Below are 21,479 nucleotides of genomic sequence, written 5' to 3'. Positions count from 1 at the left end.
TTGACTGGTATGCGCTTGTCAAGGTTCTGGGGCGCTGGGCCTGGTGGCCTTGTCAGCGCTTCACTACCCTATCCCACTCTCCCCCACATCGTCAAGACCCATAAGGGGCTTTTGCTGGTAACTGCCTTTACCCTTTGGTGTCTTGCTAAGGGAGCTGGGAAAGTACTTGCTGCCAAAGCTGGGCAGTCCTGAGTCCCCTGCCCTTGGCGTGTAGCAGGCGGGATCCCTCTGCCTGCAGATGGGGCTCTAGCTGCAGCCAGAGATAGGTTGGAGGCAGGTAAGGGAGGTACTGAGGCCACTCAATGGCAGTGATCCCAACTTGGCCCCAAAGCTCTTCCAGCCCCAGATCTTCTAGAGCCGAAGGCTCTGCCTCGCTGGCATGGGCACCAGAGGTAGGCCCTAGGCGATAGAGGTCGCAGTGGAAGAGAGGGATCCGTCCCGTGCGGTATTCCTGCACCAGCACGAAGCTGGGGCTGTCGATGGGCTCAGGGATCTCCAGTCCCTGCCCTAGCCCCTGCACGAAGGTGGTTTTGCCGCTGCCTAGGCCGCCTGCGAGAAGAATGACCAAGCCGGGGGTAGAGTCGATCTCAACCGCTTGGGGGAGGGCAAACTGCTGCTCTGGAGCAGTGAGAAGGCAGGCGGCGGTCTGCCCCAGGAGAGCTGCTAGGGATTGGGTGGCAGCAGCAGACGGCAGTACCAAAGGAGAGGCTTGTTGCCAAAGCCCTTCATCGGTGATCGCCAGATCCGCCATTTGAGATCTCCTTTTCGAGGGGCTGAGTGGGGATCGCTCTCCCCTCCTCTTGCCTAGAAGCGCGTCTTTGAGCTGTCCCTATCAAAGCCAAGCCGACCGCAATAAGGGCTAGGCTGACTACCTGAGCTACCCGCAGAGATCCCAGCATGAGACTATCAGTGCGCAGGCCCTCGATCCAAAAACGACCAAGGCTGTACCCCACCAGGTAAAAGCCCAAGAGAGTACCGGGAGGAAGCCGGCGCCGGTAGCTCAAAAAGAGTAGGATCCCAAAGAGGCTGAAGTTCCAGAGGGATTCGTACAAAAAGGTGGGGTGGACTCGGGAGCCGTCAGGAAGCTGCAGTTGCACCCATAGACGACTATCCGGAGGCAACGCCTCTCCATAGGCCTCGTTGTTGAAGAAGTTGCCCCAGCGTCCAATCCCCTGGCCAAGGCTGAGAGAAGGAACGATGCAGTCGGCCAGCAGCCAAAAGTTTAGCCGCTGTTGGCGGGCAAACAGGTAGAGGGCTATACTGCCGCCGAGCAAAGCGCCGTGGATGGCCATGCCTCCCTGCCAGAGGGCCAAAACCTTCCACCAAGGGCCATGGCGGTAGCGCTCCCACTCAAAGGCCACATAGTACAGGCGGGCAAGAGGCAGGGATCCCACCACCAGCCACGGCAGCAGGTTGGGCATGACATCCGGGGAAAGGCCACGCCGCTCTGCCAGGTGGCGAGCTAGAAAAAGGCCCAGAACAGTGGATAGGCCAATCAGCAGGCCATACCAGCGCAGACTAAAAGGCCCCCAACTGAACACCAGTGGGCCGGGGGATTGTAAGACCAAAGTCGTGAACACAGGAGCCTTCCTGAGTGGATCCTTTAGCCCACTCTACCCATCCCCCGCCCCCCCGCTCCAGCCGCAAGCTGAGGGAGAGAACAGGGATCCGCCTAGGCCAAGGGAACGGCAATGCTAGAATGCAGGCTCAACTTCTCACCGCCACGAGTGGGGGAGGGTGCGGGTTATGGCCCAAGGCAAAGCTGCTGCCGTAAACAATGGGGACGACTTGGAGAGGCTAAAGGCAGAGAAACGCAAGGCGCTGGAGCAGGTCCTGGGCCAGATCGAGCGGAATTTTGGTAAGGGGGCAATCATGCGCCTGGGGGATGCTGCCCAGATACGGGTGGAGACCATCCCCAGTGGTGCTCTTACCCTTGATTTGGCTTTGGGCGGCGGCTACCCCAAGGGGCGCATCATTGAAATCTTTGGGCCGGAGTCGTCGGGGAAAACCTCGCTGGCCCTGCACGCCATTGCCGAGGTGCAAAAACAAGGGGGAACGGCTGCTTTTGTCGATGCGGAGCATGCTTTGGATCCAGCCTACGCGGCAGCCTTGGGGGTGGATATCCAGAATCTGCTGATTTCCCAGCCGGACACGGGAGAGGTTGCCCTAGAAATTGTCGATCAGCTGGTGCGCTCTGCGGCTGTGGATATTGTCGTGGTGGATTCAGTGGCGGCGCTGGTCCCTCGGGCCGAGCTGGAGGGAGAGATGGGAGATGCCCAGCTAGGGCTGCAGGCCCGCCTGATGAGTCAAGCCCTGCGCAAGATTGCGGGCAGCGTTAGCAAGACAGGCTCGATCGTTCTCTTCCTCAATCAGTTGCGCTCCAAAATTGGTGGCGTCGGCTACGGTCCCCAGGAAACCACCACGGGCGGCAATGCCCTCAAGTTCTATGCCTCAGTACGGCTAGATATTCGCCGCGTGCAAACTCTGAAAAAAGGTGCAGAAGAATACGGGATCCGAGCGCGGGTTAAGGTGGTGAAGAACAAGGTCGCTCCTCCGTTTCGGCGGGCGGAATTTGACATCATTTTTGGCCAAGGGATCTCCAACGTCGGCTGCATCATCGATCTAGCCGAGGAGATGGGCATTCTTAAGCGGCGCGGCTCTTGGTATAGCTACAAGGAAGAAAACATTGCCCAAGGGCGAGACAATTTGGTTCTTTTCCTAAAGAAAAACGCGCAGCTACTGGCGGAGGTGGAAGCGGCTGTGCGCGAAAAACTTTCGGCAGGAGTGCCGGTTTCTACTAGCTATCCAGCAGGAGTAGGGGAAGGAGAGCAGGAAGAGGAAGCAGCCTTTGCAGAGGAGGAGCTCTGGGAGAGCAGCTAAGCACTTCCCCACTGGGCTCGCCGCTGGCGCAGGGCCTCGTAGAGCAGTAGCCCTCCCGCCATGGCCACGTTGAGGGAGTCGACGCCCTCGGCCATAGGGATCCGCACTTGGGCATTGGCCTGCTGGATGGTTGCTTCCCTCAAGCCCGACCCTTCGTTGCCTAGGAGAAAGAGGGTGGGGCAGGTGAGGTCTTGATCCCAGTAACAGGTGGCGCTGGGGGAGAGGGTAGCAGCCAAGACTTGGATGCCATGGCGACGACAGGCCTGGATCCAGCTAGCCAAGTCGGGCAAAACCCGCGGCGGGCAGCGAAACCACTGGCCGGCAGAAGCCCGCAGGACTTTGGGGTTTTCGGGATCAACGCTGTCTGCGCTTAGCCAGAGGCCATCGGCTCCTGCAGCAGCTACGGCGCGAATCAGAGCTCCCAAATTGCCTGGATCTTGCAGGGTTTCTACCACAAGGCCCAGGCGTACCCCCGACAAGGGAGGAGAGGGGATCGGCTGGCTGACAGCCACCGCCACAACTCCCTCCGGAGACTCGGTTGTCGAGAGCGCCGCCATCACTTCCGAGCTGACGGCCTGCCGCCGCAGATCCTTGGGTAGGCTGGCCAGCAAGTGAGGGTGACGCTCAGCCCACTCGGGCGTGTAGCAGAGAGCTTGGAGGGGCCAGCCAACTCGCAGGGCCTCTTCGACGAGGTGGGATCCCTCTACCAAGAAGGCGCCCTGTTCCTGCCGGCCCTTGCTGCGGTGCAACTGCCGCAACTTGCGGATCCAGGGGTTTTTGGGGCTGGTGAGCAGCTCAGAAGCCATAGGGAGGATCTAATCGCAGCGGCGCAGCCGTTGGATAAAAAACCCATCCCGATCTTGCCGGTGAGGCCAGATGAGCAAGGGATCCCCTTCTGGCGCCCACTGGGGATGGGTCTTGAGGAAAGACTGGATGACTCCCTCGTTTTCAGCAGGGTGCAGCGTGCAGGTGGCATACACCAACAGCCCGCCCGGCTTCAGCCAACGGCCTGCCACTTGCAGAAGCTGAGCTTGCAACTGGGCCAACTCGGCAATCCGCTCGGGGGTTTGTCGCCAGCGAGCGTCAGCACGGCGGTGCAGGGTGCCTAGACCAGAGCAAGGGGCATCCAGCAGCACGCGATCGGCGCTTTGCCACGGGGGCAAGGGGGCAGGGGGTTGGGCAGCGGCGCTCAGGGCCAACAGGTCGATGGCCAGGGGACGGATCGAGCTCAAGCCCAAGCGCTGCACATTTTCCTCCAGGCGGCGCAGGCGGTGGGGGTGGCGATCCAAAGCCCAAATCTCGCCGCGATCCTGCATCCGCTCGGCTATGTGCGTGGTCTTGCCCCCCGGAGCGGCACAGCAGTCAATGACCCGTTCCCCCGGCTGAGGATCCAGGCAGTGCACCACCTGCTGAGCACTGGCGTCCTGAACGCTCCACCAGCCCTCGGCAAAGCCAGGTAGGGCTCGAATATCGCCGGCAGGATGTCCTAGCCGCAGAGCGCCTGGCACGTCGGGGAGAGGGGTAGCCGGGATCCCCACGGCTGCAAAGGCTTGGCTAACCTTGTCGATCCCTGCCCGCAGGGGGTTAACCCGCAGATCCAGATGGGGCGGCTGGTTAAACCAAGCGCACAAGGCTTCAGTTTCAGCCGGCCCTAGGCGCTCCCACCACAGACGCACCAGCCAGTCGGGAAAGCTGTGCCGGATCCCCAAGGCCTGAATGGGATCAGCAGGCAGCCTTTCCTGCAGGGGCTGGAGGGGATCCCTTTCCGGCTGCACTAGCACCTGGCGCTGGTAGGCGCGCAAGATGGCGTTCACCACCCCCGCTAGCGATCCCAGACCCACTTGGCGGGCCAGTTCCACACTGGTGTGGATGGCGGCCCTGGGCGGGATGTGATCCAAAAAGGCCAGTTGGTAAAGGCCAAGGTGGAGAATGAGCCGCAAGTCGGGGGGCTGCTTGGAAGCAGGGTGGCGGGCGAAGCAGTCAATCAGGGCATCGAGGGTGCGGCGACGGCGGGTAACACCGTACACCAGCTCGCTGACCAGGTGGCAGTCGGCAGGGCTCAGGTGGCTGCGGGCCAACAGCTGCTCTAGCACGACGTCAGCGTAGGCGTTGTGTCGCTCAATCTTCTGCAAGGCCAACAGAGCCAGTTGACGCGCGTTCATGCTCGCCCCGCCAGGCTTTTTGTTCCTGGGCGATACTGGAGAAGCTCCCTAAGGGATCTCATCATGCCTTACAGCAGCGCCTTTCTAGAGGTCATCCCCGCCATTGACCTCCTCCAGGGCCGCGCTGTGCGCCTCTACCAGGGGGATTACGCCCAAGCCGAGCAGGTGGCTGCTGACCCCATCCACCAGGCCGAGGTGTGGGCGGCCCAGGGTGCTCCTCGCCTGCACGTGGTAGATCTGGACGGGGCCAGAAGTGGGGATCCGGTTAACCTCCCCACGATCGAGCGCATTGTCCGCCGGGTAGCTATCCCGGTCCAAGTAGGAGGCGGGATCCGATCCCTGGAGCGGGCGCGGCAGTTGCTGGATCTGGGAGTGGATCGGGTAATTGTCGGCACTGTGGCTGTAGAGGATCCCAAGACCCTAGAGGCGATGACCCAGGCCCTACCTGGTCGGATTTGGGTGGGGATCGACGCCCGCCAAGGGCAAGTGGCCACCCGCGGCTGGCTGAGTACTACGCCTCTACAGGCCACTGAACTGGTGCAGCGAGTGGAAGCTCAGGGGGCTGCTGGGATCATCTACACCGACATCAGCCGAGATGGCACCCTAGCTGGGCCCAACCTGGAGCAGTTGCGCCAGATCCTGGCTGTTTCCCGCCTGCCTGTCATCGCTTCTGGGGGGATCGGCTCGCTCACCGACTTGCTTGCCCTACTCAGCCTGTCTGGCTTGGCGGGAGCTATTTTAGGCAAAGCCCTTTACTCGGGGGCCATCTCCTTGCCAGAGGCGTTGCGCGCAGTGGGGCCGGGCCGCTGGCAGGATCTGCCTCCGGAAACCAACTTCCTATGGGCTTAGGTATCGAGCAAAGCCCCTCCTGGCCTAGCTTTGCCATACTGGGTAATAGGCAGCTGCCTGCAGCCCCGAGAGAACCTTGCCCTGACGCTGTCCATCCTACTTCCCCCGGGTTATGTCCTTTCCCGCCCTGCGCCCTGCCGTTCAAGCCCTCCAGCCGGAACTGGTGGCCTGGCGGCGCCACCTGCACAAATACCCAGAGCTGGGCTTTCAGGAAAAGCAAACCGCTGCCTACCTCAGCTGGCGCCTAAGAAGTTGGGGGATCCCGCACCAAACCGGCATTGCCGGCACTGGCATTGTAGCCACCATTCCAGGAGAAGAGCCAGGGCCGGTCTTGGCGCTGCGGGCCGACATGGACGCCCTGCCCATCCACGAAGCCAATGAGGTGGAGTACCGTTCCACCGTCCCCAACGTCATGCACGCCTGTGGCCATGACGGCCATATGGCTATCGCCCTAGGCACGGCTAAGCTGCTACAGCAGCACCGCCACCGCCTCAGAGGTACTGTCAAGGTCATCTTTCAGCCCGCCGAGGAGGGCCCCGGTGGCGCCAAGCCAATGGTAGAAGCGGGGGTGCTGAAGAACCCGGATGTAGAAGCCCTCCTAGCTCTCCATCTGTGGAATAACCGTCCGCTGGGCACCATTGGCGTCAAAAGCGGCCCCTTGATGGCCTTTGCCGATCGCTTTCACATCGAGGTCATTGGGCGAGGTGGCCATGCTGCCCTTCCCCAGCAGACGGTGGATGCCATTGTGGTGGGAGCCCACATCGTGAGCGCTTTGCAAACCATCGTCTCCCGCAATGTGGATCCGCTGCAGCCAGCCGTGGTAACAGTAGGCCGGTTCCGCGCTGGCGACACTTTCAATGTCATTGCCCCTAGGGCTGAGATTTGGGGCACTGTGCGCAGCTTTCAGCTAGAGGTGCGGGAGCTAATTGCAAAGCGCATAGAAGAAATCGTGGCCGGCATTTGCCAGGCTCACGGAGCCACCTACAAGTTTCAGTACGAGCGGGGCTATCCAGCAGTTGAAAACGATCCCAGGCTAACAGCTCTCGTAGAACAAGCTGCCCGTCAAGTATTTGGCCCAGAGGCCGCCATCCTCCCCGAGATGACCATGGGGGGTGAGGACGTCTCGTTTTTCTTCAACGAGGTTCCTGGCTGCTACTTCTTCCTGGGATCTGCCAACCCTGCCAAGGGGCTGGACTACCCTCACCACCACCCCCGCTTTGATTTTGATGAGGCTGCCCTCAGCCTCGGCGTGGAGCTGTTTCTGCGCTGCATTGAAAACTACACTGGAAAGCGCATTCTGGAGTAAGTAGCAGCGAGACAGCTTGTAACATGGAGTCCGCTAGGGTTCTCCTCTAGTTCTTGATTCACCGTTCGCGTAAGCGGGACGGAGTCCGTACAATTGGCCACTTTGTGGCATAACCAACCTTCTGCCTTGACGTAGATGGGCTGAGCTAGTAGTCTTGCAAGTACATCTTTTCTGGTAGACACTTTGCCTAGGCTAAAGTTGGCTCCGTCTTTAGCCTGTGTGCCCTCTAAGGGCAAGGAGCAACTACCTGCAGCTTGCGGGGAAGTCACGCCTGTGGAGATCCCTCTGGCGGGGTGGTAGGGGTGGACTCTGCCACTAGCCATGGGTTGCTGAAGCAGGAAGAAAGCCTCAACCCCGAGCGAAAGTCTGCTTTTGCCCGGGGTTGTATAAGTCTTTCAGAGCGGCCTCAGCAAGTCGGCCCCTCCCCTCCCCGGCAGTAGCAAGGGTTTCATGGGCTCTGGAGTGGGAAGGGCAGGGGCAGCCTTCAAGTCGGGAGGAATGTACAGAGGCTTGGGATCGGGATCCCCGCCAAAGGCCAGCACAAGGGCCCGCAGCAGGGCTTGACGTTGCTGGCGGCTCAAAGATTGCACAACGGCTTTGTCCCGAGTGTAGGGGTTGACTGTAAGACGGTTAGCCCCAGGGTACTGTTGGGCAACCATTGGCTCGTTGGCATCGCAATAGTCAGCCAGTGTCAGTTGCCAATCGAAGCGATCAGTGGGGGAACGCCCAGCCACCTGCAGGTGATAGAGCATCATCCGGCGCACCAAGGTATCTTCTTCAGGCCGGGGGCCGCCGTCATTGGGGTTAATGGGAGTGTAGGTGTTTTCCAGCGGCAGATCCGGCAGGGCCTCATACACCCGCCGCGCCGCGTCAGGGATTAGCCGCAACTGGGCATAGGCAGGCCCCGCTTCTAGCAAAAAGGCAGCGGTGATGCCCAGCCACCCTTGCAAAAAAATTTGTTTCCTCATCCTGCTTGCCCCAAAACTAGTCGATGCTCAATCCATCCACCACTTGGGGTTGAGGACGCGGCTTGAGGGGGGCAGAGTGAGCGAGGCGCTCCTGTTGGCGGTGCTTTCGGAAGTAACCCTGCCAGTGGCTAAGGACATCGAGGGTGTCGCCTCCATGCCGAGTGTAGCGCTGCCGCACCTTGCACAAGACAGGGGTATTGACGCACACCCCAGAGACAATCACCTGCCCTCTACTTAAAGCGGGTAGTTCTTGGAGGAGATCCCGGCCAGCAGCCTCGACGCTATGGCGCAAGTTTTCCTGATCGGCAGGGTTGACAATTCGCATCAAAAACTGGCTCATGCACTGCGACAGGATATCTGAATCTAGCTTACCGGGTCGTTGCGTGATTAGCCCTACCCCCAGCCCAAACTTGCGTCCTTCGCTAAGAATAGTGCGCAACACTTGTTTACAACGAGAAGGCTCGTGCGCAGGAGCAAAGCGATGCGCTTCCTCTAGCAAAATGAAAACAGGATAAGGCAGGTAGTTCTCATCTCCTGGCTGAATTTTGCCCTTTTCGGTGTTGATGCGGGCGTGGTTAGCCTGGCGCAAAATAGCAGCGGCGATAACTTGCTGTTCTTCTTGGCTGATTTCGTGCATCTGGAGAATGGTTACTTGACCCGGCTCAAATAAATCCCTAGGAGCCAGGTGCTCTACGTTACTAAAGTAAGGGGAGCGAGCAATTTGTTCCAGCTTCCACTCCAAAGCAGGGGCCGAGGATCCTTGGGAGCCGTCTTCTCTGGAGTCTGCTTCGTTGACGGCCTCGATCAGATCCTGAATTGTCCAGTGCAGTGGATCAAACTGAGTAACCTTGCGAAAGGCTTTCTCCAGAAAAGATTTCTGTCGCTCGGTGGTCTCTGGAAGCAGAGCAAGGATGTCAAAAAATTTGAGAGAAGACACCCGAATCTTAATTTCCTGAGGAGAAAGAACCTTGACCCTAGGTCTGTAGCCATCTTCCCCTACAAACTTGGGATGAGACTGCATTTCCGCTAAAGTGTGGTATTCTCCATGCGGATCAAAAATTAGGACAGCAGCGCGATTTTTGGGCAACATCAGCTCTTCCACCAAAACCGCTGCTGTGTAGGATTTGCCGGAGCCGGTTCCTGCTAAAATGGCTAGATGAGTGCTGACCATTTCCTTGACATCCAGAACCACAGGAACTGCTCCTTCCTCGCGCAGTAGCAGACTGCCCAAGTGGGCCCCCCCAACTGCTGTTTCCTCCCGCTTGTTCAAGACGGATTTCAAAAGCTGATTGGAAGCCAAAAAGACCTTAGCGCCCGGCTCCGGGGAGCGGCGGGGGTTAATAAAGCCCATAGCCCGATCGAAATAGCCGATGACTTCGACGGTTACAGCGTAGATCTCCGGGTTGGGATGGGTAAAGCCAACTAGGGCCACAATGGTGCTGGGATCGATCTCCGTGTCGGCAAAGATGCGATCGGGGATGTGATCCAAAAGCTGAACTTGTCTAATTTTACCCAAGATCTTTAGAGGTTGGGACTGAGAATCTCGCACCTCGTAATAGACAAAATCGCCCACCTTTACCGCTTGGGTATTGGAGGTAATAAACACATATTGGTTGGAGGTCTCGCCAGGGCCTTTGACGGTGCCGATCACCTCCGGAGTATCCTCCGCCGGGAAAGAGGGGCTTTCTCTAGGGCGGCCATTGGAAGTGTCCAGAGTTTTTTGGTTCATCGGCGTATCGCTCCTACGGTTATTTTCCAAGCCAGTTCCTTGCTTAAAATTTGCAGAGCTCGTCGCTGGGCGGGGTCAGAAAACATAGGTATGATATCGTTTAAGACTTGATAGACAAGGTGGTTGGCAAAATTACCACCGCTGCTTAAGAGCAGTCCATAGTACGAAAATTGGGTTTGGCCTTGAGGGTTGAGATGAAAGCGTAGAATTTCCTCCTGGCTCATGCGAAAGACAGGCGTGTTGACAGGCACCACTACGCGCGGGATCCCTTGCCAGCCACAACCCCTTTCTTCGTCCAAAGCTCCTATGAGGATTACCGAAAGTAATGTACGCACCTCATTTTGCAAATCAGGAGAGAAATAAGGATCCGGCTGGCTGGAAAGACGGGGCCCAGCGTTAGGAAACATGGGGTTTAAAATCTGACTGTTGTAAACTAAGCCCACAGCCCAGTGCCGTTGGTTGCTTTCCAGCTTGACAAAGCTGCCAAAGCCATAGTCTTCAGGGGAGGGAGGGTTTTTGACCTCTAGAGCATCATCCACCTGTACCACGTAGTCGCAGTGACTGTTGGAGCGAACCACCTTACCCAGTCTCATCAGATCCGTCTCCGCTGCAGCTTGCTAAGGGTTTTCCGCGATAGCCGGAGGTTAAGCTTCTCGCGGCTGGCCCACTCCTGCATTAGGCGCAAGAAAAGGTTGCGATCTTCATTGCGGATAACGGCCACCTGATCTGCCGTCTCCAGTACATACGGGTAGCCTCGGCCAATAATTACCTCACAGCGTACCAAATCTACCAGCCAATCCAACAGGCCTGCCTCGTAAACCCAAACGGGGATCTCTAGTCGAGCTGGAAAGTTCTCGTTAGTGGTGCGTAGGTAAACAAACCCCACTCGCCTTTGCATTTCCTGGTAGCGGCTGAGGATCCCCTCTTGAGGGTTGAGAACGCCACTGCAGGCGCAGACAAAAAAAGGGGTTCGGTCTCCCCACTCTAACCAGGAGCTAAGGAGCTGCGCATCGTGTAGGTAGGGAGCTTCGGGAAGATCAAAGCAGTGCCTTAGCAGCGTTACCAAGTCCGAGCTGTATGTAGTGTCAATGTAAGCTACAACAGGGATCCGGTTTTGCTCACTAGCTCGCAGTACCTGTAACAAACACTCCACATAGAAGTCTTGACTCTTAGCATCAAGAGTTTCAGCAAAAGTAGCCACCAATACCCCATCCAAGAAGGCTAGTTTTTGGGATCCAGGTCGAGATTGCCAAATATATTCGGCAACTTTTTCTGTTTCCATCTGAAAGCGGCGCCTGTTGACGATACTCTCTTTGGGCTCGCCGCTACTTCCCGCTTCCAAATCTCTTGGCGTTAGCACATCGACCTGAATATCCTTTTGGTATAGGCCCTGGTCGCAGTGATAGTTCTCATACCAGCCAATCTGCACTAGGGCTACCGGTATTGACAAATCTTTGCTGGGGTAGATTTGGGATCCATCTACTGCAAAGGTAGGGATGTTTTTAATAACTGGTCTTGCCCATTCATAGCTTTCTTCATAGCTATTCCACTTTTGCTTAAAAGGGACTGTCCAGCTGGAGTAAAGATCCCATTCCTGAGTAGGCAAGGCACCTGGGAAAGCCAATCGAGCTACTCTTTCAGCAATCTTTGCGCTTGACCACTGGCACAATTTCTCCATCGCCTGGCGGTACCACTCTCGGCGCTCTGAAAGCCCTCGATCGAAAGTAGCAAAAGCCTCGCGCTTCTGCCGTAAAACAGCCAGCACCCGGTCAGCTCTAAAAACCATGACTGTCATTCCTCCTCATCATCCGGAGTGCCTTTCCACGCGAATGATGTTTTCTGTTACTTGCTCAAAGGTATTGTCATGGCTAATTACAAATAACTGTTCAAAGGAACGCAAGTTGGTAATGGCTTCCGCTAGTCGTTGGCGGCGCTGGGCATCCATGTTGGCAGTAGGCTCGTCAAAAAAGGCAATGTCCAACTGTCCCAGTACCTTGAGCAAAGCTAAGCGAACAGCTAGAGCTGCCGACATTTGCTCTCCTCCAGAAAGGCTGGCAAAACGTCGTTTGGCCCCCCCTCTTTCTTGGATGCGAATCTCATAGTCGGGTTCCCAAGTAAGGCTGACATCAGAGCGGTTGAGAATTTCGCGAAAGAGGTGATCGGCAACAATGTTGATCTGTTGCAGGTAGTACTGGGCAATTTGAGGACCGGCTTTTTTGTAGGTATCTCGACTAAACTTAATGAAGCGGTGCAGCCGCTCTTTTTCAGCTCTTTCCACCTCAGCTTGCTTTAAGGCTTGCTTCACCTGTTCCAGTTGCTGCAGTCTCTCCTGGATTTTCTGCAACTGCGGGGAAAGGCTTTCCAGTCGAGCTTGGGCCTTGGCTTTTTGGATTTCGGTAGACTGCAAAAGGGATCGAAGATGTTGGTGCTCCTGCGGCTGGTAGAGGGAAGTTAGCGGATCCAGCTTTGCCTGCAGTTGAGCTAGTTGAGTTTGCAACTCTTGCTGTTGGGCCTTGAGCTCGGCTAGTTTTTGTTCCCGCTCGGTTAGCAATTTGGCAATAGGCTCCGCCCGTAGGTAGCGTTCGTGATCTAAGCGGTATCTTTCGCGTTCTTCCTGTAGGGATCCCAGCTCCTGCTCCAGGTGTTCAGTTTGGGACAGGGCTTCTTCAAGAGGTTGGAGCACTGCCTCTAAGTCCTGGATTTGCTGAAGGTAGCCGGCTTGCAGGCCTAGGTACTGCTCCTCCAGCTTAAGCTCTGCCTTTAGCCACTCAGCTTGGCTTCTGGGATCCCCTAATTCTCTTAAAGTTTCAGCAGTTTTTGCAATTTGAGCTTGCAGGTAATCTTTGGAGCCCTCTATCTGTTCCCAACGGTCGATCTGGGCTTGCTTTTCTTGCTTAGCTTTCTGTATTTGGTCTAAGACTAGCTGGGATGCTTGGAGTTCATCTTGGCGCTGGGGCAAGCTTTGGGCTAGAAGCTGCATGCGGATAAAAGTTTCGTAGCCGTCGCGGTGGCGCCTCTGCTCCTCCTGCAAAGCAGTGATCTTTTCATCCAGCTCCAAAAGAGGATCGAGCTCATGTTCTAGAGTTTGAATCTGCTGCTGAAGCTGATGAACCTGATTCTCAATCCGCTGATACTCTTGCTCTACTTGTGGCTTGTTGCTGAGCTCCCTTTCTAGGCGCTGGAGCTGGCTTTTGGGATCTCCCAATGCCTGGAGAGCCTGTCCAATTTCCTGGTGTTGCCGGAGAAAGTTGTGCTCAGCCTCAAGGCTCCATTGAAGATCCTCAATTTTGCGTTGCCGTTCGTTTTGCAGGTGTGTCAATTGCTCAATTTGAGCCTCCAGCTCAGGGATCTGGGCAGTCAAGCCAATTAGGGGCTGCAGGGCCTTGAGCTGCCTCTGGATGTCAGCCAGTTGCTGGCGCAGTTGAGTCTCATCTGTTTGTGGAGCAAGATCCTGAAGGATTTGGTGGATTGACTGCAGCAAACGTTGGTTCAGAACCAAAGACTGATACAGGACTTCCGGGAGCTGCTGCCACAGGACCTGAAACTGAGGGTAGTTGCGTTGGTAGACAGCTAGCTCTTGGATAAGCTCCTGGATGCGGCGATGGCACTCGGTAAGTTGGCAAGAGCTTTCCTCAAAAAGGTCTTTCAGCTCTTGTTGAAACTGCCGTGCTGCTGCGATGCGGCTTAGCTGAGTTTGCAGCCGTTCTCGTTGAGCCTCTAGCCTGGGTAGGCTGGCTAGTCGCTCCAGGTCGGCCTGTCGTTGTTGAAGCTGCTGCTGCAGGTGTTCCAGTTGGGTGCGGGCCTGCTCCCGCTCTATCTCTTGTTGTTTAAGTTCAAGGCGCAAGGTCTGAAAGTAGGCTAGCTTTTGGCTAATTTGGTTATAACGTTGTTCCAATTCAGTCTGCCTTTGGCAGAGAGCTTGCAAGGAAAGCCTATCGGCTTCCATTTTCTGCAAAAGCTGAAGCTGCTGCTGATATTCGGATCCGCGCAACTGTAGCTGGTGAAGATGCTGCCTCAGCGCTTCCCGCTGGGCCATTAGAGTTTGTCGGATCCCTCGTAGCTTTTCTTGCTCGACAATGAGGTTTTCCAGCTCTAGATAGCGCCTATAGGCTGGTTGATGCTGTTGACAAATGATCTGGGCTTGCTCCGCTTCTTGAACTCGGCTCTGTAGGAGTTGACACCATTCAGCTTGGGCTGACCACTTTCCTTGTAGTTGTTCCCATTCCTGGTATAGCTGTAGCAAGGTATTGAGCTGCTGAGTCCAGCGGTCTTGTTGGCGCTCCAGCTCTTCCTGGAGCTGAACTTTAGGTGCAAGATCTTCTAGCTCCTGTTTCCAGCGCTGTAGCTGGCTTAGTTTTTCCTGAAGTCTTGCCAGTTGATTCTCAATATTCTGCTTTTGCAAGAGTAGGTTCTCTCGCTGCCTTAGCCACTCCAAGCGCTGCTGCTGTTGCTTTTCCAACTCCCGCAGCTGAGCCTCTATGGCTAGGAAGCGCTGTGCCCCTGCTCGAGATTGTTCTTGCTCTGCTTGAGCTTGCTTGGCTTCTGCCCATAGCTTTTCTGCTTGCTCAAGGGATAGATTTAGTAGCGATCTCTTTTGCTCCAGTTGAACAATTTGCTGCTCAAGTGTTTGGATTTGCTCAAGCAGCTTCTCCAGGTGTTCAAGCTTCTGCCTAGTTTCACTTAGGGTATGGATGCATTGATTGAGATGTGTTCGCCAGTAGTTTGACTCTCGCTCAATCTCTTGCTGTTCTGATTGGAGTAGATCCCAGTCTTGCAGTTGTTGATGAAGCAGCTCGATTCTGTGCTTAACAGCCTGAACCTGTGCCTCACTGTATTTTTCAACCGTCTGCAAATCCTTAGCAACCTGCTGATATTCTTCTACCTTCAAGATACGGTCGAAGACTTCTTTTCGTTCTTTGCTTGTTTTGAGAAAGTCTGCTGTAAATGTACCCTGAGGCACACCGATAGTTGTAGCAAACAGCCGTGCTAAATCTGTACCCGCGGGCACTCCCAAGTGTTGCCTTAGCCAAGCCAGTACATCGGTTTTGCGTTCGCAGTCTAGGCGCTGCTTGAGCTGGGGGTCAAAGAGGCGATAGCCCTGGGCTACACTGCGGCGGACACTGTAGGTGCGCTGATCCCATTTCGAGACAAACTGTACAGTGGCCACCGCATCGTTGGCGCCTGTGCGAATCAGCTCCTCTTGGTTGTAGGGACAGTAGTCAAACAGAACCCAAGCAATGGCCTCCAGAATGCTGGTTTTTCCGGCTCCGTTTTCTCCACAGATAGCGTTGATGCCGGGTTCAAATTCAAAGACAGCTTCCTCGTAGGCCTTAAAGTTCTGGAGAGCTACCGATAGGATCCGCATGATCAGTCTTCTTCTCCTACAAAAGCTCCGCTCAGGCGGGTGTATATCTCTACCTCGCTTTGTCCCTCCAAGACTCTTTCTTTGAGATCCAAAAGCAGCTGCGCCAGCTCCTTGCTGCGCTTCCGGTAGTGGGCATGACTGCTCAGCAGATCCCTATAGATTTTCTCTTCAACTTGGAGCCTTTGCTCTTCTTCAAGGGAAAGAGCGGCCGAGCCAATCTCAAGAGAATTGGCCTCGAAACGAAACAGGACAACCAGGGCACCAGTAAGCTGCTGAATTTGCCGTTGCAGAGCTCGGCTATCCAGCTCGTGCTTGGCAAAGCCCACCTGGCCTACCAGCCGCAACTCTACCAGCGGCTCTGGCCCGTCGCCTGGCGGCCCAACTTCCTTGGCCATGGCAAGGGCTGCTGCAGCAATTTCGGCAGGCGTTTCTCGACCCTTAGCCTCGAGGTAGAGTCGCTGACAGGGTCTTTGGTAGTAATCCTGCACCAGCTCTGCCTGGGGCGGTCCCTCTCCCCAGCAGACGCGATAAGCCCCTCGCGGAAGGTCCCATTCAGCAGTACTGGTGGCCTCCAGCGATCCTGGATTGAAGATCCAGCCTTCTTCTGCATAGCTTTTGTGGATATGTCCCAAGGCTAGATAGCCCACCCCCACCTCCCGTAGAGGCAGGAGATCCCGGTAGCGCAAGGCGCCCTGGTAGCGGGCAATTTGCCCTTCCAGTCCGTGGTGGAACATCAACACCACCCGCTCGGGGCCAGGAGGCAACTGCCGAATAGCTGCCGCCAACTGCTCAATGGACTTGGGAGCCGCTGACCCGTACCACTGGGAGCCGATGACCCGCACCCCACAGGGGAGATCTAAGTAGCTACCCCGCCCGTCTGACCAGGGGTGCAGCTCCAGGCCCTGTTCCCCTTCCTCTGGCTCCAGCAAAATGAGCTCTCCGTGATCGGCCAAGTAGCGCAGCCAACTGGTCTTGACACCATAGGGGCGACTGTCGTGGTTGCCCTCGATGGCCAAAACCGGGATCCCTGCCTGCTTCAGCTCCCGCAAGACAAGCTGGGCTTGGTTGAGAACCCCCGGCTGAATTTGTCGATGCTCAAACAGGTCGCCAGCAATGAGGACAAAGTCTACCCGCTTCTGAATGGCATGGCGGCGCACCACATCCCGAAAGGCCAAGAAAAAGTCTTTGCTCCGTTCTGGACTGTCGTAGCGGTCGCAGCCCAGATGTACATCGGCCAAATGCAAAAAGGTGCAGGTAGAAGTGGCCATCGCCAGAGCTTGTCAGCAAATTGCTCACAGTTTAGCAAACGGATCTTGAGGGATCCCTGCCCCGCAATTTTCGGCTTCACGCCGCTGGGGTAGGCACTGCCCTTCTGCTGCCAGACCGATCATTTAGGCTAGCCACTGAAACGAGTGATCCATCCCGGCCAGCTCTTTCTGCAAGCTGAAAGTCCGTTACACAACTATGCAAAGGAGAGATCCCCAGCCTGCCGTAATCCCTCAGGTGGGAGGGGATGCCTGGCTCCTGAGTTTAATTATTGTGAAGCGACAGGGGGTTTACAGAGGCTGACCTATAATGCCAGGTAAGCCCCGCCCAGGGGGGAATCCCCAGTTTTGCTAGGGCGGGGGTGCTTCGTTCCTAGTCGCAAGAGAGGAGTTCTTGATGACAACTACACCTAAGGAGCGAGAGCCAAAAGTCAAGGTTTCGGTTGATATCGATCCAGTTCCCACCTCATTTGAGAAATGGGCCAAGCCAGGGCACTTCGATCGCAGCCTGGCGCGGGGGCCCAAGACCACGACCTGGATCTGGAACCTGCATGCTCTTGCCCATGACTTCGACAGTCACACCAGCGACTTAGAAGACATCTCTCGCAAGATCTTTTCGGCGCACTTCGGCCACCTGGCGGTGGTCTTCGTTTGGCTGAGCGGCATGTACTACCACGGCGCTCAGTTTTCCAACTACTCCGCTTGGCTGGCTGATCCCATCAATGTCAAGCCCAGCGCCCAGGTAGTCTGGCCCATTTTTGGCCAGGAGATCCTCAACGGTGATGTGGGCGGCGGCTTTGAAGGGATCCGCATCACGTCGGGCCTCTTTCACCTCTGGCGGGCTGCCGGCATCACCAATGAGTTTCAGCTCCTGGTAACGGCCATTGGCGGCTTGGTGATGGCCGCCCTCTGCCTGTTTGCTGGCTGGTTCCACTACCACAAGCGGGCTCCCAAGCTGGAGTGGTTCCAAAACGTAGAGTCGATGCTCAACCACCACCTGGCGGGCCTGCTGGGGCTAGGTGCGCTGGCCTGGGCTGGTCACCAAATCCACGTGGCCATTCCCATCAACAAGATGTTGGATGCCGGCGTGCCGGCGGCCCAGATCCCTCTGCCCCATGAATTCATCCTCAAGCCGGCCCTGATGAAGGAGATGTTCCCCAGCGTGGATTGGGGCTTCTTCAGCGGGGTGGTGCCTTTCTTTACCTTGGACTGGGGCAAGTACGCGGAGTTCCTCACCTTCAAGGGTGGTCTGGATCCGCAAACGGGCGCCCTCTGGCTGACGGATCAGGCCCACCACCACCTGGCCATCGCCGTGCTCTTTATCGTGGCTGGCCACATGTACCGCACCAACTGGGGCATTGGCCACTCCATTAAGGAGATCCTGGAAGCCCACAAGGGCCCCTACACGGGCGAGGGCCACAAGGGTCTGTACGAAGTGCTAACCACCTCTTGGCACGCCCAACTGGCCATCAACCTGGCCATGGTGGGATCCCTGAGCATCATCGTGGCCCAGCACATGTACGCCATGAACCCCTATCCCTACATGGGCATTGACTACGCCACCCAGATCTCCTTATTTACCCACCACATGTGGATAGGGGGCCTGTTTATCGTTGGCGGCGCTGCCCACGGGGCCATCTACATGGTTCGCGATTATGACCCGGCGGTGAACCGCAACAATGTCTTGGATCGGGTGATCCGCCACCGCGACGCCATCATCAGCCACCTGAACTGGGTGTGCCTGTTCCTAGGCTTCCACGCCTTCGGCTTCTACGTTCACAACGACACGATGCAGGCCCTGGGCCGTCCGCAGGACATGTTCTCGGATACAGGCATCCAGCTGCAGCCCATTTTTGCCCAGTGGATTCAATCGCTGCACACCAAGGCCATCGCTAGCACTGCTCCCTATGTGGGCGCTTCGGTAAGCCCCATCTTCGGGGGTGATGTGGTGGCTGTGGGTGGCAAGGTGTCCATGATGCCAATGGTGCTGGGCACGGCGGACTTCATGGTCCACCACATTCACGCCATGACCATTCACATCACGGTATTGATCCTGCTCAAGGGGGTGCTGTTTGCCCGCTCTTCTCGCCTGATCCCCGATAAGGCCAAGCTGGGCTTCCGCTTCCCCTGCGATGGCCCAGGCCGTGGCGGCACTTGCCAAGTCTCCGCTTGGGATCACGTGTTCCTAGGGCTGTTCTGGATGTACAACTGCATCTCGATCGTGATCTTCCACTTCAGTTGGAAGATGCAGAGCGACATCTGGGGCACCGTCAACCCGGACGGCACGATTGAGCACATCACCGGAGGCAACTTTGCGGCCAGCGCTATCAACATCAACGGCTGGTTGCGGGACTTCCTGTGGGCCCAATCGGTGCAGGTGATCAACTCCTATGGCTCGGCGCTGTCGGCCTATGGACTGCTCTTCTTGGGCGCCCACTTCGTCTGGGCCTTCAGCTTAATGTTCCTGTTCAGCGGCCGTGGCTACTGGCAGGAGCTGATCGAGTCCATCGTCTGGGCCCATAACAAACTGAAAGTTGCTCCGGCCATTCAACCTCGCGCCCTCAGCATCATCCAGGGGCGGGCGGTCGGTGTGGCCCACTACCTGCTGGGCGGAATCGTGACCACTTGGGCGTTCTTCCTGGCACGGTTTGCCGCACTCGGCTAAGGCAAGGAGGAAGAGACAATCATGACCACTGCAACTCGTTTTCCCCAATTCAGCCAAGACCTGGCTAGCGATCCCACTACTCGACGTCTGTGGTATGGCATTGCCACCGCCCACGACTTTGAGACCCACGATGGCATGACAGAGGAGCGGCTCTACCAAAAGCTGTTTGCCACTCACTTCGGCCATCTGGCGATCATCTTCCTGTGGGCCTCTGGCAACGTCTTCCACATCGCCTGGCAGGGCAACTATGAGCAATGGGTGGCCAACCCCACCGGCGTCACGCCTATTGCCCACGCCATTTGGGATCCCCACTTTGGCAAGGCGGCAGTGGAGGCCTTCACCCAACCTGGTGGCGGTGGCCCTGTGAATGCGGCCTACTCTGGCCTCTATTACTGGTTCAACACCATTGGCCTACGCACCAACGGCGATCTCTACGCCGGCGCCATTGGCCTACTGCTACTAGCAGCGGTGTTCCTGTTTGCTGGCTGGCTGCACCTGCAGCCTCGCTTCCGCCCCAGCCTGAGCTGGTTTAAGAACGCCGAAGCCCGTCTCAACCACCACCTGGCCGGCCTGTTTGGCGTCAGCTCCTTGGCTTGGGCGGGCCACCTGATCCATGTGGCCATCCCCGAGTCCCGCGGTCAGCACGTAGGTTGGGACAACTTCCTCACCACCCTGCCACACCCAGCGGGCCTGAAGCCGTTCTTCACCCTCAACTGGGGGGTGTACGCCCAGAACCCGGACACGGCCAACCACGTCTGGGGCACGGCAGAAGGGGCGGGCACGGCCATCCTTACCTTCTTGGGCGGCTTCAACCCCAACACCCAGTCTCTGTGGCTGACGGACATGGCCCACCACCACCTGGCCATTGCGGTGATCTTCATCGTGGCTGGGCACATGTATCGAACCAACTGGGGCATCGGCCACAGCATCCGCGAGATCCTGGGCGCCCATAACCCACCCAAGAACACTCCCTTTGGGGGCCTACTGGGCGAAGGGCACAAGGGCCTCTACGACACGGTCAACAACTCCCTGCACTTCCAATTGGCACTGGCTCTGGCCTGCTTGGGGGTGGTGACCTCGCTGGTGGCCCAGCATATGTACGCCCTCAACCCCTACGTGTTCATGTCCATGGATCACACCACGGAGGCGGCTCTCTACACCCATCACCAGTACATTGCTGGCTTCTTGATGGTAGGAGCTTTTGCTCACGGAGCCATCTTCCTGGTGCGGGACTACGATCCCGAGGCCAACAAGAACAACGTGCTGGCGCGGGTGCTGGATCACAAGGAGGCGATCATCTCCCACCTGAGCTGGGTGTCGCTATTCCTGGGCTTCCACACGCTGGGGCTGTACGTCCACAACGACGTCATGCAGGCCTTTGGCACGCCGGAGAAGCAAATCCTGATCGAGCCGGTGTTTGCCCAGTTCATCCAGGCCTCCCACGGCAAGATGCTCTATGGCATGAACGTGCTGTTGTCGGATCCCAACAGCATTGCCTCCACTGCTTGGCCCAACCACGGCAACGTGTGGCTGCCAGGCTGGCTGCAAGCCATTAACGACCCCAATGGGTTCCTCTTCCTGCCCATTGGCCCTGGGGACTTCCTAGTGCACCACGCCATTGCCCTAGGCCTGCACACCACCACGTTGATCCTGGTCAAGGGGGCGCTGGATGCCCGCGGCTCTAAGCTGATGCCGGACAAGAAAGACTTCGGCTACAGCTTCCCCTGCGACGGGCCGGGCCGGGGCGGCACCTGCGACATCTCGGCCTGGGATGCTTTCTACCTGGCCATGTTCTGGATGCTGAACACCATTGGCTGGGTCACCTTCTACTGGCACTGGAAGCACCTGGGGATCTGGAGCGGCAACACCGCCCAGTTCAACGAGAACTCCACCTACCTCATGGGCTGGCTGCGGGACTACCTCTGGGCCAACTCCGCTCAGTTGATCAACGGCTACAACCCCTACGGGATGAACAACCTGTCGGTTTGGGCCTGGATGTTCCTGTTCGGCCACTTGGTGTGGGCCACGGGGTTCATGTTCCTCATCTCCTGGCGCGGCTACTGGCAAGAGCTGATCGAGACCTTGGTGTGGGCGCATGAGCGCACTCCCTTGGCTAACTTGATCCGCTGGAAGGATAAGCCAGTGGCCCTGTCGATTGTGCAAGGGCGCTTGGTGGGTCTAGCCCACTTCACAGTGGGGTACGTGCTGACCTACGCGGCCTTCCTCATCGCCTCGACGGCTTCCTTGTCGGGCTAACTGCCTAGCTAGAGCAACTCAGGGATCCCTAGGC

Annotated in this window: 15 protein-coding genes; 5 read left to right on the top strand and 10 right to left on the bottom strand. The window is 57.2% G+C overall.

Translation table 11 applies throughout. From position 1 onward, the window contains the following. Window positions 1-145 precede the first annotated feature (145 nt). Complete coding sequence (gene tsaE, locus NW804_RS08795) at window positions 146-751, bottom strand: tRNA (adenosine(37)-N6)-threonylcarbamoyltransferase complex ATPase subunit type 1 TsaE (protein WP_414423348.1); 606 nt, start codon at window positions 749-751, stop codon at window positions 146-148. Continuing rightward, window positions 726-1,580: a prolipoprotein diacylglyceryl transferase gene (gene lgt / locus NW804_RS08790; protein WP_414423347.1), complete on the bottom strand. Its 855-nt coding sequence runs from the start codon at window positions 1,578-1,580 to the stop codon at window positions 726-728. The genes tsaE and lgt overlap by 26 nt, the downstream gene beginning before the upstream one ends. 166 nt (window positions 1,581-1,746) lie before the next feature. On the opposite strand from lgt, the gene recA reads away from it, so the two are divergent. Beyond that, window positions 1,747-2,880 carry a recombinase RecA gene (gene recA / locus NW804_RS08785; RefSeq protein ID WP_414420129.1) on the top strand — a complete coding sequence of 378 codons (1,134 nt, stop codon included), beginning with the start codon at window positions 1,747-1,749 and terminating at the stop codon, window positions 2,878-2,880. Here recA and NW804_RS08780 read toward each other — a convergent pair. Both NW804_RS08780 and NW804_RS08775 read right to left on the bottom strand, forming a co-directional pair. Continuing rightward, window positions 2,877-3,686 (bottom strand): TrmH family RNA methyltransferase, encoded by an 810-nt coding sequence (locus tag NW804_RS08780; protein WP_414423346.1) that lies wholly within the window; start codon window positions 3,684-3,686, stop codon window positions 2,877-2,879. The genes recA and NW804_RS08780 overlap by 4 nt on opposite strands. A 9-nt stretch (window positions 3,687-3,695) precedes the next feature. Beyond that, on the bottom strand, window positions 3,696-5,042 hold the full coding sequence (locus NW804_RS08775) for a 16S rRNA (cytosine(967)-C(5))-methyltransferase (protein ID WP_414423345.1): 1,347 nt from the start codon (window positions 5,040-5,042) through the stop codon (window positions 3,696-3,698). 63 nt (window positions 5,043-5,105) lie between these two features. Here NW804_RS08775 and hisA point away from each other — a divergent pair, with 63 nt between their 5' ends. After that, window positions 5,106-5,891: a 1-(5-phosphoribosyl)-5-[(5-phosphoribosylamino)methylideneamino]imidazole-4-carboxamide isomerase gene (gene hisA / locus NW804_RS08770; RefSeq protein WP_414423344.1), complete on the top strand. Its 786-nt coding sequence runs from the start codon at window positions 5,106-5,108 to the stop codon at window positions 5,889-5,891. 112 nt (window positions 5,892-6,003) lie between these two features. Then, complete coding sequence (locus tag NW804_RS08765) at window positions 6,004-7,197, top strand: M20 metallopeptidase family protein (protein WP_414396633.1); 1,194 nt, start codon at window positions 6,004-6,006, stop codon at window positions 7,195-7,197. Between the two features lie 395 nt (window positions 7,198-7,592). Here the strand turns inward: NW804_RS08765 and NW804_RS08760 are convergent, their stop codons facing one another. Genes NW804_RS08760 through NW804_RS08735 form a run of 6 tightly spaced genes read right to left on the bottom strand, consistent with a single transcriptional unit; the run spans window position 7,593 to window position 16,527 of the window. Beyond that, a complete protein-coding gene (locus tag NW804_RS08760) occupies window positions 7,593-8,165 on the bottom strand; it encodes a hypothetical protein (protein WP_414405784.1) in 573 nt (190 codons plus the stop codon). A 16-nt stretch (window positions 8,166-8,181) separates the two neighbouring features. Beyond that, window positions 8,182-9,894 carry a helicase HerA domain-containing protein gene (locus NW804_RS08755; RefSeq protein ID WP_414396639.1) on the bottom strand — a complete coding sequence of 571 codons (1,713 nt, stop codon included), beginning with the start codon at window positions 9,892-9,894 and terminating at the stop codon, window positions 8,182-8,184. Then, window positions 9,891-10,487, bottom strand: coding sequence for a hypothetical protein (locus NW804_RS08750; RefSeq protein WP_414405786.1), 597 nt, complete (start codon window positions 10,485-10,487; stop codon window positions 9,891-9,893). Before NW804_RS08750 ends, NW804_RS08755 begins: the two co-directional genes overlap by 4 nt. Next, the gene (locus NW804_RS08745) at window positions 10,487-11,689 is read right to left on the bottom strand and encodes a DNA double-strand break repair nuclease NurA (RefSeq protein ID WP_414420134.1); all 1,203 of its coding nucleotides are present in this window, start codon (window positions 11,687-11,689) and stop codon (window positions 10,487-10,489) included. Before NW804_RS08745 ends, NW804_RS08750 begins: the two co-directional genes overlap by 1 nt. Window positions 11,690-11,698: 9 nt before the next feature. Then, entirely contained in the window at window positions 11,699-15,259 is a 3,561-nt protein-coding gene (locus NW804_RS08740; RefSeq protein WP_414423343.1) for an AAA family ATPase, read from the bottom strand. Window positions 15,260-15,261: 2 nt separating this feature from the next. Next, window positions 15,262-16,527 (bottom strand): metallophosphoesterase family protein, encoded by a 1,266-nt coding sequence (locus NW804_RS08735; protein WP_414423342.1) that lies wholly within the window; start codon window positions 16,525-16,527, stop codon window positions 15,262-15,264. A 394-nt stretch (window positions 16,528-16,921) separates the two neighbouring features. On the opposite strand from NW804_RS08735, the gene psaA reads away from it, so the two are divergent. Both psaA and psaB read left to right on the top strand, forming a co-directional pair. After that, window positions 16,922-19,189, top strand: coding sequence for a photosystem I core protein PsaA (gene psaA / locus NW804_RS08730; RefSeq protein WP_414405790.1), 2,268 nt, complete (start codon window positions 16,922-16,924; stop codon window positions 19,187-19,189). Window positions 19,190-19,210: 21 nt separating this feature from the next. Further along, entirely contained in the window at window positions 19,211-21,445 is a 2,235-nt protein-coding gene (gene psaB / locus NW804_RS08725; RefSeq protein WP_414405791.1) for a photosystem I core protein PsaB, read from the top strand. Window positions 21,446-21,479 lie beyond the last annotated feature (34 nt).

The sequence above is a fragment of the Synechococcus sp. WC10meta genome (assembly GCF_047461475.1).
This window is presented reverse-complemented; position numbering and strand designations above follow the sequence as displayed.